General features: G+C 62.0%; 10 protein-coding genes. All 10 read right to left on the bottom strand.

Annotated features, from left to right (window positions below; all coding sequences use genetic code 11):
• Window positions 1–56: 56 nt before the first annotated feature.
• Window positions 57–815 (bottom strand): SDR family NAD(P)-dependent oxidoreductase, encoded by a 759-nt coding sequence (locus M1E17_RS10705; RefSeq protein WP_457967264.1) that lies wholly within the window; start codon window positions 813–815, stop codon window positions 57–59.
• A 24-nt stretch (window positions 816–839) separates the two neighbouring features.
• A complete protein-coding gene (locus M1E17_RS10700) occupies window positions 840–2,588 on the bottom strand; it encodes a hypothetical protein (RefSeq protein ID WP_457967262.1) in 1,749 nt (582 codons plus the stop codon).
• Window positions 2,585–4,345, bottom strand: coding sequence for a DUF5605 domain-containing protein (locus M1E17_RS10695; RefSeq protein WP_457967260.1), 1,761 nt, complete (start codon window positions 4,343–4,345; stop codon window positions 2,585–2,587). The genes M1E17_RS10700 and M1E17_RS10695 overlap by 4 nt, the downstream gene beginning before the upstream one ends.
• A 68-nt stretch (window positions 4,346–4,413) precedes the next feature.
• Complete coding sequence (locus tag M1E17_RS10690) at window positions 4,414–5,715, bottom strand: MFS transporter (protein WP_457967258.1); 1,302 nt, start codon at window positions 5,713–5,715, stop codon at window positions 4,414–4,416.
• Window positions 5,716–5,815: 100 nt separating this feature from the next.
• A complete protein-coding gene (locus M1E17_RS10685; protein WP_457967257.1) occupies window positions 5,816–7,564 on the bottom strand; it encodes a DUF5060 domain-containing protein in 1,749 nt (582 codons plus the stop codon).
• 12 nt (window positions 7,565–7,576) lie between these two features.
• Window positions 7,577–9,076 (bottom strand): family 43 glycosylhydrolase, encoded by a 1,500-nt coding sequence (locus M1E17_RS10680; RefSeq protein WP_457967255.1) that lies wholly within the window; start codon window positions 9,074–9,076, stop codon window positions 7,577–7,579.
• A complete protein-coding gene (locus tag M1E17_RS10675; RefSeq protein WP_457967254.1) occupies window positions 9,073–11,883 on the bottom strand; it encodes a family 78 glycoside hydrolase catalytic domain in 2,811 nt (936 codons plus the stop codon). Before M1E17_RS10675 ends, M1E17_RS10680 begins: the two co-directional genes overlap by 4 nt.
• A 68-nt stretch (window positions 11,884–11,951) precedes the next feature.
• A complete protein-coding gene (locus M1E17_RS10670; RefSeq protein WP_457967252.1) occupies window positions 11,952–12,809 on the bottom strand; it encodes an ATP-binding cassette domain-containing protein in 858 nt (285 codons plus the stop codon).
• 3 nt (window positions 12,810–12,812) lie between these two features.
• Window positions 12,813–14,597: a dipeptide/oligopeptide/nickel ABC transporter permease/ATP-binding protein gene (locus M1E17_RS10665; RefSeq protein ID WP_457967250.1), complete on the bottom strand. Its 1,785-nt coding sequence runs from the start codon at window positions 14,595–14,597 to the stop codon at window positions 12,813–12,815.
• Window positions 14,594–15,532 (bottom strand): ABC transporter permease, encoded by a 939-nt coding sequence (locus M1E17_RS10660; protein WP_457967698.1) that lies wholly within the window; start codon window positions 15,530–15,532, stop codon window positions 14,594–14,596. The genes M1E17_RS10665 and M1E17_RS10660 overlap by 4 nt, the downstream gene beginning before the upstream one ends.
• Window positions 15,533–15,546 lie beyond the last annotated feature (14 nt).

The following is a 15,546-nucleotide window of genomic DNA, read 5'->3' as shown; positions in this document are numbered from 1 at the left end:
AGCTTTCCTTGTTCCGACTGGCTACTGTAACGAGCTAAGCGGGCGCTCTGGTGCTGTCATAGCGCCGTGAGTCCACCGTCGACGGTGAAGAGACCGCCTGTGGCGTAGGCTGATTCGTCGCTGGCGAGGTAGACCATGATGCCTTCGACATCGGCGGCGGTGCCTGCCCGTCCAAGCATGGTCGAGTTGACCAGGCCAGCGCGGCTGGCAGGGTCGTCGGCGATAGTTTGCACGAGGGGTGTCTCGGTGTATCCGGGGACTACGGTGTTCACCCGGATGCCTTCTTTGGCGTAGTCCGCGGCTACAACCCGGGCCAGCCCGTGAACACCGGCTTTCGAACTGGAATATGCGGTGAAGGTTTGACCGCAGGCTACGACTGCGGTCGGGCTGCCGGTGCAGATGATGGACCCTCCCCTGCCTTTCAGGGCCCGCACTGCGTGCTTCAGGGTCAGGAAGGATCCGCGGTGGTTGACCGCAACCGTTTTTTCCCAGACTTCCAAGGGCAGGTCTCCCACTTTGGCGTCCTGACCGAAAAGTTGGACGCCGGCGTTGGCCACAACTATGTCCAGGGCGCCGTCGGCTGCGACTACGGCATAGGCGGCTTCCACACTCTTCTCGTCGGATATATCAATTGCCAGTGGGGTCGCCAGGTCGCTGCCTGTGGCTCGGGCTGCTTTCGCGGCGGCTTCCAGGTTGATATCGGCGAAGTAAACGCGGGCACTTTCTGCAGTGAAGCGCTGCGCTATCGCCAGGCCGATGCCGGATCCTGCGCCGGTGACCAGAGCGGTTTTGCCTGCGAGCCTATTGGACATCATGTTGCTCTCTTTCTTGTGTTTAGGTCAGCTGAGGGGCCGGGTGATCGCCGACCACGGTGAAATTTCAAGAGTCCGCGGGTAGCCGTTTTCAAGTTTGACCGCGGTGGTCAGCGGCTGTGCAGTGAGGTTGGCGGCGAACAGCACAACGCCGGTTCCTGATGCCACCGGGTAGAGCACGAGGCCGGGAACGTCACTGTCGACGTGCAGGACATCTGCACCCCGCAGGGTCGCCAGTTTGGCCAGGATCTCGAACGCGAGTGTAGTGGTTCCTTCCGCGGTGATGAGACCTCGGGGGCCGCTGGCTTCGAAGTAGGTGACGGATTCGACGCCTGGCACGGTGAGGGCGTTAATGCTGCCCAGCAGCCAAGCAGCGGTGAACTCATCTGCCTGCAGCGGGTCAGTCGTCATGACTTCTAAGGTGGCGGGGTCGTAGGCGCCTCGGGTTGAGACGGCGTTGAAGCGTGCCTTGAGCGTCACGGGGCCTACGAGCAGTGGTTTTCCGGATCCGAGCCGGAGGGCGTTCAACGCTGTCAGCCGTTGAATGGGCAGGCTTTCAACGATATGCGGCACTTCGGTGGCGTGCATTTGCGGCGTGATGCTGTAGGTGATCTCGTCGGCGTCGAGCTTGATGGAGTCCGGTCGACGGTTGAGTTCTGTGAAGTGGGAACGTGCGCCGGCGAGTAGAGCGCCGGTGAATCCTCGGCTTTTTGCCGTAGCTTTCAACTGCTGCCATAACTCTGGCTCGGTAACGTGCCCTTGGGAGCTGAAGGCTCCTACCCGAACCACCCTGTCCAGAGGCAGCAGGTCCACGATCGAGCGGATCTCTTCGCTTGCTTCCGCGACGATCCGCACATCAAGCGCAGTGCCCAGCTCCTGGGCCTGTCGTCCCGCCTGGGCCAGCAGTTCTGCAGCCGTGGCGGGATTATTGCCCGAAACTTCCACGGTCAGGGCCGCAAGTCCGGGCACGAAGGGAAGTTTGATCGCTGACGTGGATGCGGAAGTGCCCAGGGCGGGCACGCATCCACGGGAATGCTTCCGCACGGTCAGCATCTCGGGTATGGACGGCGGTGGTGAGGTGGTTGTGTTTGCCGTCGAGGGTTGGGCGCTGAGCCGGATGCTCTGCTGGGTTCGGTCGCCGGCCTGCACTTTGACGGGGAAGGGCCGGGAAAGCGGCGTGCTGTAGGTCTTGAAGGAAGCGTCGGTCCAGTTTCGCTGGTCTTCGGTTTCGAAGACGTCTCCGGCGAAGTCCAGCCGGAAGGCGGTGCCTTCCCGTTCCCAGCTCATGGCGGCGATATTTGTAAAGGGCTGGTGCGGGCTGATGTCCGTAGGGAAGGCGCTTTTGGTCTCGGTGTGGTCCGGTGACGTGACGGTGATGTCACGGCCGGCGTCATCGGGTCTGTGAAGCACTACGAGGCCTATGCGGTTGCTGCTGAAATCCTGGGTCGCCCTGCCGTCGAAGGACACAGAAAGATCGTTGTCGGATGCCTGGAGAGTCACTCCTGCCGTGTACTCACCGCCGAAACCTGTGAACCGGACTTCGAGGGTTTTGGTGAAGGTTGCCCCGTCTTGGGAGCCGGTGACAGATTCGACTTGGGGGGTCAGGGTTCTCCAGTCATGGTCCCGGACAACTGCCCGGATGGCCCTGAGGACTGGGCGGCCCCGGTATGAAATGTCGGCGAATTCGTCCCCGCGTAACAGAACTCGCCAAGGTCCGTGGGCGAGTGACTGAGTAGGGCCAAGGAGCCGGGCCTTGTTCTCGGCAAGCATTGTCACTGAACGTCCTTGTCTATAGGTGCGGTCGCTTCAATCCGCAGCCGGTACGCCATGTAAGGACGGACGGGCAGTTCAATCCGTTGTCCCCCGCTGAAAGTCCCGGGAAGGGGCTCGATGGTCATGGCCCAGGTGTCGATTAGGTCGACCTTCGCCATATGGGCCTCTGCGATATCAATCGTCTGGAATCGGTGCTGGCTATAGCCCTGGTAATGGATTTCGTATTTGCCTTCAACGCCGCCAATAGGTGTTGGGGACATCCGTAGGATCGGCTCCAGCCGCCCGGTCGGGGATTCTCCAATCAGCCGGTCGAGGAATGCGATTCTCTCGGCGCTTTGTCCTACCAGTTGTCCGCCCTTGGCCCACCAGAGAACGTCGTTGTCGTCGTAGTACGTTTCGCCGTGGGTGTAGTAGCCGCCTCGGAGGGTTGTCTCCCACGCCCGGCGTACAACCTCGCGTGCTGAGAGGCTTCCCCACTCATATTCGAGGTCGCCTTCGTAGCCAATTTCATCGAGGACTACGGGTTTGCCCCATTGTTCACGCATGTCGGTGACCTGTTCGGCGGTCTTGTAGTAGTCGACCTTTTGGATGCTGCAATGGGTTGCCCACTCCGCAGAATAGTCGTACATGCGTGTGCCATTGTGGATGGAAAGCAGGTGGTCCGCGTGGTCTTCCTCGGTAACGATGTGTGCGAATCGTTCCCAGTCTTCGCGCCGTTTGGTGGTCATGAAGTCGTATTCGTTCGCCAGTGACCACCATACGTTCGGAAAGGCGGCCAGCCTCCGGACGACGTAGCGGAGGTAGCGGTCGTCAGCGGCCTTGCCTAGATCCTGAAAGCCCCAGCGATCGTAAGGGTGGAAGAGAATTACGTCGGCCTGGATTCCAAGGTCATCCAGGTCACGGATCCGGTTCTCAAGGTGCTGGAAGTACGCCGGGTTTAATCGTGTGCTGTCCCAGTTGTCGCCGTCACGAGTGAACGGATAAAGCTCGGGCTCGTTGTCGTTGAAGATGAATGCCTTGGGGAAGACGCACATGCGCACCTTAGTGAAGGCGCTTTTCGCCAGCGTCGCCAACGTCTGCTCCTGAAGTTCCTGGCTCTGATGCGTCCAAGCGTAAAGAGTGGTACCAACCGGGCGGTAGACATCGCCATTGTCGTAGGCGAAGTGAAAGGTGTCAGCTACCCGGACCGGTCCGGTTGCCGAGGAAGGCTCCACCGTCGTGGTGCCGGCGTGTCCATCCAGCGAACGGGCCGTTGATAGAGTGCGGAACTCCCAAGTTCCGGGTTTCGGCGGAAGGAATCGGATCAGGTACCTGCCGTTACCGTCGTAGAAGCCACCTACACGTAGTTCGATGTCACCGAGCCTGAACTTCGCCTGCAAGTCGACGTCGGTGAAGGGGTTTCCATGCGTCGGCCCCGTAAGGACGATTTCCAGCATGGCATTGACTTTCCCTGCCATCGGGGCGGAGATGGCGGCCGAACCGGCGGGTACTTCCGCCCCCTCGTAGTCCGGATTGGGCTCGACGGGAAGGGCCTCGGTGCGCTCTTTCGCAGGAATACACGCCAGCCGCTCCCAGAGCTCTGCCTGGATGCTTTCCTTCACGCGGAAGACAGTGGCCAGGGCGCCGATGGGAAGCTCCAGTGCACCGCCGAACTTCCCGGGCTTGTCGACCACTTCCGGAAGCGCAATCCGGAGCGCGTTCCGGCCTGCTTCGTCCTCGAGGATCTCGCGGGTCTTGGTTTGATCGTCCATGAAAAGCATGGAGAGTGGTCCTTTCTGGTGTTCGGGGTTGACGTTACATTGAGCCGTGATAACTTGGGCGGCCCGGACTATTCATCGGCCGGCTGGTGCATCCGGTTCGCTGTGTGTTCCGTTGAAGGTTCCCGGCGAGCCTTCCTGCGACCAGGCCCCCTGCTGATCTCCCAGATGCCGGCAGTGAGCAGGGCAAGGAACATGGCGCCAGCAGCCCAGTAAGACAAAGAAGCCAAGGATGTTCCCTCCAAGACGAGCCCACCGAAGAAGGCCCCTCCCCCGATGCCGACATTGAATGCAGTGGTTTGAAGGGCCGCGGCCAGGTTACGGCTGTGCGGAGAAGCCGACCACATCATCCGTGTTTGGAGCATGACCGGTATGCCTCCGAATACGGCCCCCATCAGGATGATTAGGATCCACACACTGGCCTCTGATCCGGAGGCCGCAGCCACGGGAATTGTGCAAAGTATGACAACCATGACTGTCAGCGACCCGAGGAACAACCTCCGCGGGAACCGGCCGTAGAGGCCGCCCACCAAGGCAACTCCGACAGCGCTTGCGATTCCTCCGGCCAGGAGAACAACCGGGATGGCGCCGGGGGCGAAATGGGCGACGTCCAGCAACCACACCACCTGAAAGGTTCCGAAGCCGTTTTGTGCCGCAACAACAAGGAGGATGAGCAGGCAAACCATCAGGACGGCGGGCAATGTGCTGTCCTGCCCGTCACGGACCTTTGCTTTCCTGGCCGGGGCGGGCAATTGCCTGGGTACGGCTGGCAGGAGTCGGATCATCAACACAAAAACGATCAGCGCGAGTGCGGCGAGCACGGCGAAGGACACGCGCCATCCGAAGGCCTGCCCCAGGGCATTTCCGAGAGGGATGCCGACTACCCCGGAGACAGAGCCACCGGCCGCTGTGATCGCGGTGGCCTTTCCCAACTGTGAGGGACGAACGAGGTGCGCTGGATAGGCCGCCACAACGGACCAGAATGCGCCGTGCGCTACAGCACCCAGCACCCGCGCGACAAGCAGCACCTCAAACGTCGGCGAAACTACTGTCATCAGATTCGCCACTCCTACGACGGCAAACGAGCCCAGGACCATTCCCTTGCGCGGAATCCGGCGGGTGAGGACGGCCAGAGGTGCGGCCGTCACAATGACCGTCAAAGCGAAGACCGTGATGAGGTTCCCGACTTCGGACACCGACCGGTCAAAATCTCCCGATAGCTGTGGGATGAGTCCGGCGGGCAGGAACTCCGTGGCCATCGAAATGAAGATGGCAGCGGACAGGACCACAAGCCCGACGAAGGGGAAGTTCTCCTTGGTTTGGTGAGACTGAAGTTGTCCTTCGTCCTGGCTGCGGCTCACATTTGGCGCCATGCTGGTTCCTCACAACAGATTGATGTTTCTGCCGCGAAGTGGTGCGGATCAGAAGCCCCCACGAGGGCTATTAGGACTGCGAAATTCTTGTGCAAACGATTTATGCGCGACGAATACGGATTGCGATGTATTCCCGGCCTGGCAGGTCGACCACCACCCGCCCCTGCACGGGATCCGGCAACGTATCGATCGTCATATTCCAGGTGTCAATGACGTCCACATGCCAGGGGGATGCGGCCGGTACAAGAACCGAGCGGAACCGGGGGCGGCCCAGCCCGAGGTAGATTACCCGGTGATCGTCGTCACCTCCGGTCCGGGAGTCCCAGTCCCCCGGAAGCGGGTCCCACCGTCCGCCGGGTGATTCGGCAACGAGCCGACTGAGAAAGCCGATGCGGGCTGGCGACCGGCCCTTGAGGGTGCCCCCCTTGGCCCACCAGATCACGTCGTCCTCATCGAGGTAAGTTTCGCCGTGGTTGACGTAGCCGCCGCGGACTGCGCCCTCCCAGCAACGGCGGAGCAGCTCCTGTGGACTGAGGTTCCCCCAGCCCTCCGCCACGTCGCCCTCATAGCCGACCTCGTCGATGACTGCAGGCTTACCCCACTGCTTCCGCCACGAATCCGTGTTCTCCGCCGATACGTAATTGTCCGTCCGCTGGATGCTGCAATGCGTGATCCACGGCCGGGAGTAGTCATAGAACGTGGCCCCGTTGTGGATGGAGATCAGGTGCCCTGCGTGGTCTTCCCGGCCTATCACGGCAGCGAACCGTTCCCAGTCCTCTTCCCTTTTGGTTTGCATAAAGTCGTATTCGTTGGCCAGCGACCACCAGATGTTGCGGAAGGCGCCGAGCCTTCGCACGATGTAGCTGAGATACAGGTCATCGGCCCACGCCGGCATGTCCGAGAAGCCCCACCGGTCGTAAGGATGGAACAGGATCAGATCTGCTTCGACGCCCAAGCGCTGCAAGCTTAGGATTCTCTGCTCCAGATTGCGGAAAAAGGCTACGTCAAAGCGGGTGAAGTCCCAGCTGCCGTCGGCGTTCCGGGTGTAGGCGTAGTTGTCGGGTTCGTTGGCGTTGTAGGAATAGGATTTCGGGAAAACGCACATGCGGATCTTCGTGAACGGAGACTCTGCCAATGTTCGAAGCGTCTGGTCCTGCAGTTCCTGCGTTTGGTTGGTCCAGGCATAGGCGGTGGTCCCGAAGGGAAGGTAGGGAGTGCCGTCCTTATAAGCGAAATGGAACGTGTCCCGTACCACCACCGGACCATGGTTGCCTTCTTCCGGCCCGGTTACGTCAACTGTTCCGGTGATGCCATTGAGTGAGGAAGCGTTGGAACTGCTCTCGAACGCCCACTGACCAGGGCTTGGCGGCATGAACCGGATGCGGTAGACGCCGTCCCCGTCATAGAAGCCGCCGACCTCTATCGAGGTGCCGTCGCATCGGAACGTCGCCTGGATCTCCACGTCAGTGAAAGGATTGCCATGGGACGGACCGTTCAGGATCACTTCTGCGGCACCCCACTGCTGAGCGGAGTGGATGGAGTCGATGACGGCCCGGGCACGTGCTTGACCGGATTCTTCATAATCGTCTTGGGGCCCGGCCGGTGCCGCGGGAATCTCCTTCACTCCGGGCGAGGATTCCAGAGTTGCCAGGTCCTCCCACAGTGCTGTCAGGTCAGGATCTGTCGCTCCCACTCCCCTGGCCCAATGGGCAACCTCCGCCAGCTTCGCAAGGGGCGAGAGGGACCAATCGTTCCAGGTCAGGAAACCGGGAAAGTGTCGGTCAAGGACGGCGGAGGCTTCAGGGCTGGCCATGATGTCTGCCAGGGTCGCGTTCTGTGTAAATGGCATGTGGGTGATTTCCTACTGCGGGGGTTGGGGTTTATAGCTAACGGACATGAATTTGCCCTCGGGGCCTGCCGACTGAAGGGCCAACATCCGGCCCGTGAAGCCTGAGGCGACTTCCGTGGAAAGGTGACGGCCGTCCAGCCTGCCCAGCTCGCGTGCCTGGGAATGCTCGACGACGGAGAGCACCACCTCGTCCGGCCCGCCGTGGCCCAGGGGCACGGTGGGCGAGGAGGCAGGCACACTTTGGATGCGGAGTGTCACGGGATGGTTTGCAGCGACGTCGACCGACCCGGTTTCGTGCCTAATCTCTCCGAGCTGAGCCCACGCACGCGCCTTCCCGTTGCCGCAGGTCAGGCCAAAGCAGTAGCGGTCGTCGATGCGGAGCACGAAGCTGCCGCTTCCCTCTATCGAGGCGTCTGCGGTCCAATGAAGGTCCCGGACCCGCGTGCAGAGCAGCCCAGGCGTTCCGTCAGCCAGCGGCTTGAGTCGGATGCCGCCGTCGTCATCCATCATCGCCACGTTGTCAGGTTCGCCGCCGGGAACGACCCACCGGGGGTCGAGCTGCTGCGCCGAAAAGTCCTCCGCATACGCCGTATCGGTCTGCGGCACGGTGAAGCGTTCCTCGTCGAAGACGGGCCATCCCTCCACCCAGTCAACGCCGGCAATAAAAGTCTCTCGGCCCAGCACGTGGAAACCAGGCGTCGATCCTTGAGGGCGGACTGCCAGATAGACGGCTGCCCAGCCGCCGTCGGTCGTCTGCATCAGGTCGGCGTGGCCCACATTTTGCACGGGATGGACCAGGCTCCGATGAGTGAAGACGGGATTTGCCGGGCATGGCTCGAAGGGCCCGGAAGGATGGGGACTGCGGGCTGCGGTGACGCAATGCCCACGCTCGGTGCCGCCCTCAGCGAGGAGCAAGTACCAATATTCGCCAATGCGGTAGAGGTGGGGTGCTTCCACGGCTCCGAGACCGCTCCCCTGCCAGATCAGGTAGGGCTCATCCAGCAGTTTTCCACTGGCGGTGTCCAGGCGTGCCTGCTGGATGCCGAACTCGCCCACACCAAAACTCATCGCCTTCCAGCTGAGGAAGCAGTTATCGTCATCGTCCCAGCACAGATCCGGGTCGATGCCGATTGCGCCGTCAACGAAGACGGGGTCGCTCCATGGTCCCGTCGCATCCTCTGCGTGGACCAGGACTTGGCCGGATTCGTAGTCGCTGACGTTGGTGGTGATGAACCAGAACATGCCGTTATGGTGGCGCAGGGTGGCTCCGTAAATGCCTGTCGAGGGGCGGGGGTCCCCCAGCCTGAATTGGCTCCTGCGGTCGAGAACATGGCCGATCTGCGACCAGGTCAACAGGTCGGTGCTGTGAAAAATGGGGGCGCCGGGGAAGTATTCAAAGCTGGACGTTGACAGGTAGTAGTCTCCGCCTACGCGGCAAATTGTCGGGTCCGGATAGAAGCCGGGCAGGATGGGTCGCAATGAGGAGTTGCCGGCTTTTGTGGGGGCGGTCATGAGCGGGAGTCCGCGATGATCTCAGCCACCCGTTCGCGGAGGGGAACATGCGCGCTGACCCACGGTTCGGGAACCAGCGCAGTGGCCAGTTTGCTGGCGGGCTCATTGAGATACCTGCTGATTTTGTCTGCTGCCTGGGCTTCGCCTTCGGGGGTGATGCCTGTTTCGACGGCGGCAGCCACGACAGCCGACCAGGCGGCCGGCATGTAGTCGAGCACGTCCCGGATCGTGTCAGCTGCGTGATTTTCCGCTGCCGTTGGGTCTGCGACGTCCCATGAATGCTCGCCGTGCGCCACCGTTTCCGCCGCCGGGAAGCCCGGGACGTGTACTTGGGCTGTTGCGCCTACCGGGACTTTGACGTGCAGCTTGAGTCGGCCGTCGGAACGCTCCCACGCCACGACAGCCTCCCCGTACGGGGTCAGGTGCCGTGCGGATGCTGAAGTGAGTGCCGCCGTCGGATACGGCCGCACCTCAAGTGCCCGGTAGCCGGGAGCCGCCGGCGCGAGTCCGGCCAGGCTGCGATGCATCCAGTCGGCCACTGCTCCCAAGGCATAGTGGTTGAACGATGTCATGCCGCCCGGGTTGACAGATCCGTCCGGCCGCATGCTGTCCCAGCGTTCCCAGATGGTCGTGGCACCCATGGTGACAGGGTAGAGCCATGATGGGCAGCCTGTTTGCAGGAGAAGCCGGTAGGCAGTATCCACGTGCCCCGCTGAGGTGAGGGCATCACAGACCAGCGGCGTGCCAACGAACCCGGTGCTGATCCGGAACCCGCTGACACGCACAAGGTCGGCAAGCCGCCTGCCTGCTTCCTCGCGCTGCTCTTCAGTCGGCAACAGGGCCCATTCCAGCGCCATCGCGTAGGCAGTCTGGCTGTCAGAAAGAATCCTCCCTGAGGGGGTCACAAACGCCCGGGCAAAGGCGGCACGGACCTCGGCGGCCAGCTTGGCATACCGGGCGGCGTCCTCGTCCCGTCCGAGAACCGCCGCTGCCTTGCCGAGGACTTCTGCCGAGCGGGCGTAGTGCGCCGTTGCGACGACGTCGGGATCCGTTTGGGCGCGGGCGGCATCCTCGGGTGGAGCGCTGGGGTCCAGCCAGTCGCCGTACTGGAAACCGCCCGTCCACAGGTGATCAGGGCCTGACAGCGTGGCAACCTTGTCCAGCCATGCGCACATGCTGGGAAACTGCCGTTCAAGAACCTGCTGGTCGCCTGTCCGCTGGTAGAGCGTCCAAGGAACGAGTACTGCTGCGTCACCCCAGGCCGCCGTGGGGGCATTAGTGAACTCCGAATGGATGACGTCGGGAACGACGTGGGGTACTGAACCGTCCGGCAGCTGCTCGGCGGCAAGGTCCGCCAGCCAGGAGTTGAGGAAACCTGTGGTATCGAAGAGGAAGGACGCCGTCGGCGCGAAGACCTGGATGTCCCCCGTCCAGCCCAGGCGCTCGTCCCGCTGCGGGCAGTCAGTGGGCACATCCACGAAGTTGCCGCGGATGCTCCAGACAACGTTCTCGTGGAGCCGGTTGAGCAGTTGGTTGGACGAAGAAAACCATCCGGTGCGTCGAAGGTCCGATCCGATCACAACAGCCTCAATGTCTTCTGCTTTGAGGCCGTGCACACCGGCCACCTCCGCATAGCGGAAGCCATGCAGGGTGAAGCAGGGCTCCAACGTTTCCTCCGCGGACCCGGCAACGATGAAGGAATCCGTTGCCTTGGCGGAACGCAGTGGCCCGGTGCCAAGCTCGGCGTTTTCGAGGACTTCCGCATGCCTGATGACAACCTGACTTCCGGCGGGCAGGTTACGCGCCCGCAACCGGACCCAGCCGACCAGGTTCTGGCCGAAGTCCACCAGCGTCCTGCCGGAAGGCGACGTGAAGACCGACTGCGCAGGTATTACGTCTGTGGGCCGGACAGTGGGCCCTTCCGGGGCGACAAGACGGGACATATCGGCCTTGATGACTTCGACCGTACCGGCCCCTGGCGCCGCGACGTCATTCAGGATCCGCAGGTCGGTCCGTTGCCCGTCGTACAGATCGTCGGACAGAATATTGCTCTCCCGGGCCGTCCAGGACCCGTCGGAGAGCAGGACGTACGTGCCGCCGTCGACCGTGGTGACCTCAAGCTGGGCGAGCACGGCGAGCCTGTCCCCGTAGAGCGCACGCTTGTTTTCGAAACCGAGACGGCCGCGGTACCAGCCGTTACCCAAGAGCATGTCCAGGGTGTTGGCACCTTCGCGCACCAGTGCCGTGACGTCGTAGGTATGGTAGCGGAGCCGGTTTTCGTACGAGGTCCAGCCTGGGGCAAGGACACTGTCATCGACCCGCTGCCCGTTCAGCGTGGCGACATAAATCCCGTGGGCGGTTGCATAGAGGCGTGCTTTAGCCACTGCAGCCGGCACGTCAACGGTCCCCATCAGGATCGGCGCGGGCATGTCCTCCGTTCCGAGGTTGACGGGGCTGATGAAGTCGGCCACCCAGTCGCTGGTGTTGAGGAGGCCGGCTTCGACGACTGACGGCTCACTCCATTCGCTCCAGTCCGAATTGTGGCTGACACGAACCCTCACGCTGGCGGACTCACGGGAGGACAGGGCGGGAGCAGGCCACGGAACCAATACCTGCTCGGAGCTTTCGATCCTGTACACCTGGATGAGCCCACCCCGGCTGACCTCCAGTTCGTAGGCGGTCTGCGCGTAGCCTTCGTCAGCGGTCGGAACCGACCATGAGAGTCTGGGCGTGCCGGTACCTATGCCGAGGATTGGACCGGTTTCTGTGCGGTGTTCAAAGCGTGGGGCGTGGGGAGCGGCAGCCATTGCCATATGAAGTCTCCGTTGCAGGTTGAGTATCGGTCCGGACCCCCATCGGGGCCCAGGTGAGGCTGTCAGCTCTGGCTCAAAACTCCCGGGGAGCCTTTGAGGTTGCTTTCATCTGCCAGGAGCTTGAGGCGGGCTGCCCGCCGTGAACGCTGCTTTTTGGGGTCTGCCACGGGTGCAGCCATTTGCAGCCGGCGCGTGTACTCATGACGGGGTGCCCGGGAAACCTGGTCAGCCTCGCCAATTTCAACGACGCTGCCGTGGTAGAGCACGGCGATCCTGTCGCTGATGGAGTTTACGACGCCGAGATCGTGGCTGATGAACAGATAGGCGACGCCGGTCTGCTCCTGCAACTCTTTGAAGAGCGTCAGTACGCGTGCCTGCGTGGTGACATCGAGTGCGCTGGTGGGTTCATCGCAGATGATGACGGCGGGGTCCAGGGCGAGTGCCCGGGCGATGGCGATACGCTGCCTCTGTCCCCCCGAGAATTCCTTGGGGTACCGGCTTCCGGAGTCTCCGGGGAGCCCGACGGCGTCCAGCAGTTCGCGAACGCGTTGCCTTCCACCGGTGGCGCCGGCCGCGGCCATGGGTTCGACGAGGATGTCTTCGACCGTCATGGACGGGTTCAGCGACGAGTAGGGATCCTGGAACACCACTTGGATGCCGCGGGCCACCTTGCGGCGCTGCGCCCGGCTGATGTTGCTGATGGTGTCGCCGCGGAACGTGATGGAACCCCCGGTCACCGGAGCGAGACCAAGGATGGCCCGCCCTATTGTCGTTTTGCCCGAGCCCGATTCGCCCACGAGGCTGAGGGTCTCCCCGGCGCTGAGATTCAGGCTCACGTCGTCGATCACGCGCTTGGAGAGACCGTGCCGTCCCTTGTAAGTGACGACGAGGTTTTCCACCCGGAGCAGTGGTTCGTTCATGGCTCAGACCTCCATCAGTTCTACACGGCGTGAGGATTCCAGGAGTTCCTTGGTGTACTCCTGCTGCGGATCTGTGAACAGCGTGTCAACATCGCTGCGTTCCACAATCCGTCCATCCTTCATCACACTGACGTTGTCGCAAAGGTCAGCGACCACACCGAGATTGTGCGTGACCAGGACCATCGCCAGGCCGCGTTCCATGCTCAGTTCCCGCAGAAGTTCCAGGACCTCTGCCTGGACTGTCACGTCCAACGCGGTGGTCGGTTCGTCGGCGACGATCAGGTCCGGATCTGCGGCGATGGCGCCGCAGATCAGGACGCGCTGGGCCATACCGCCGGAGATTTCGTGGGGGTAGAGGCTCATGACACCTTCAGCATCGCGAATCCCGACCTTGGACAACAGTTCCATCAGCTGTTTCTTTGCGTCCTTGGCACTGATTTTCTTGACGGCACGCAACCCGTACGTCAGCTGTGCACCGATGGTGAAGGACGGGTCCAGGTTGGACATCGGCTCCTGCGGGATGTAGCCGATTCTGTGCCCGCGGTTCCGCTTCATTGCCTTGCCGTCCGCCAAGAGGTCTTCGCCGTCAAGGAAGATGCTGCCGCCCAATATGACGGCTTCTTTTGGCAGGATTCCGAGTGTGGAGAAAGCCATCTGGGATTTACCTGAACCTGATTCACCCACCAGGCCGTGGATTTCGCCTCGCCTGACGTCCAGGTCGACTCCGTGGACTACCTCCCGGACGCTCTCCGGACCGTCGGGGTAACCCACCCGGAGCCCGCGGATGGAGAGGACAATGTCGTTGTCGGGCGCCGCTGTCTTCCCGTTTCCTCTCTCCTGCTGCGCTTTTGCCGCTAGGTCACGACGGCGGCCGCTCTTGAGCGTCTTGTTGTGTGCCGAGGACTGCAGGACATCGCGCAGGACGTTTCCGAGCAAAACGAGCGCGAGGATTGTCAGGCTGATGAGCAGGGCGGGCCAGAGGACTCCGAACGGATTGTTGTAAATGTTGCTGTTGGCATTCTCGAGTGTGCCGCCCCAGGATGGCTGTTCGGGATCGCCCAAGCCAAGGAATTCCACGCCGGCCTGGATGGCAATGCCTGCTGCGAGAATGAAGGAGCTTTGGATGACGACAGGTGCACGGACTGCCCACAGCACATGCCTTCCGATGATGCGCTGGTCTGAAAGGCCCACTACCTTGGCCGCGTCGACGTACAGTTCTGTCCTGACTCCAAGGACCACGGAGCGGACCAGCCGGTAGTACGACGGCGCGACGAGGACACCGAAGACTGCCATGGCGACCATGATGTTCGGGCCCGTAAGTGCAAAGAGTGCGATGAGCAGGACAATGCTCGGCAAGGACATGATCACGTCGTTGACCCAACTGGCCGCAGCTTCGAATTTGCCACGGTAGAAACCGGCGAGCAGGCCGCTGGTGACGCCGATGAGGAGTGAGATCGCAAGAATAAGTGCTGATCCCATGAGTGTGCCGTTGGTTCCCCACATCAGTTGCGAGAGGATGTCCCGTCCGGCCCGGTCAGCGCCCAGAATATGTCCCTCGCCGAATGGGGCGGCGTTGACAGCGTTGAGGTCTGCCTGGTTCGGCTGGTAAGGGGCCAATAGCGGGCTGCTGATGCCGAAGATCAGAACAAAGAGCAGAAACGTGATGCAGATGGCGCCCACGGGATGGGTGAGCAGCCGCCTAGGGACCGAGCGGCCCTTGCCGGCGGGCGCCTGGCTCACGGCGCCTGTGATGGTCTCGGAATCCAGCTCAAAGCTTTGTTCGCTCATCGGGTCCTCGCTTTCGGGTTCAACATGGAATTGGCGAGGTCGCTAAGGAAATTGACGATGAGAACAAAGAGGATGGCCACTACGACCGCTCCCATGACCATGGGCACGTCGCCTTGCTGTGCCGACATGTTGGCCAACTGCCCGATGCCGGGTAGTGCCATGACTTTCTCGACGAAGATTGCGCCACCGAACAGCGCAAGGGTTTGTAGACTCAGAACCGTCAGTCCAGGCCCTCCCGCGTTTCTTAAGACGTGGCGGAAGATCACGTGGGATTCGCGGATACCGCGTGCCCGCAGTGTCCGAACGAAATCGCGGGACAATGTGTCCAGCACAGCTCCCCGGAACTGGCTGGCAGCGTTGGCAACTGACCCGATCAACAGGGCCAGCACCGGCAGCGTCACCGAGAGAATCCATCCGCTCAGACTGCGGTCCGGTGAAACGTAGCCGGTAGCCGGGAAGATGGGTACGGCGATGGCGAGGCTGAACACCAAAGCGATGGCGATAACGAACGCGGGGGCAGCTGCACCGGCAACGGAGACGAACTGGAGCAGCCGGTCAAGCCACCCGCCGTAGACCGCGGCCGCGACGCCCAAAAGGACGCTCAGGACAACCGTGAGGATCAGTGTCAGGATCACCAGGGTCAGCGTCACCGGCACCCTCGTTGCAAGGGCCGACGTCACAGTTTGACCCGTGAAGAACGACTCTCCGAGGTTGCCGGTGACTGCCTTGGTGATCCAGTCCCAGAATTGAACAAGCAGTGGACGATCCAGTCCCAGACTGACCACCTTGCGCTGGACATCACTCTCGCTGGCTTGGTAGCCGAGGATCGCGCGGGCGATTCCGGGGCCGTTGCCGAACATGAGACAGAACGTTGCAAAGCTGACGGTTAACACTATTCCTCCGGTGCGGAGGAACCTTTTGAGGAGATTTAACATCATCGTGGTCGCCG

It is taken from the genome of Arthrobacter sp. D1-29, from assembly GCF_054130585.1.
The sequence above is the reverse complement of the archived record's forward strand: the minus strand, read 5'-3'. Positions and strand labels throughout refer to the sequence as shown.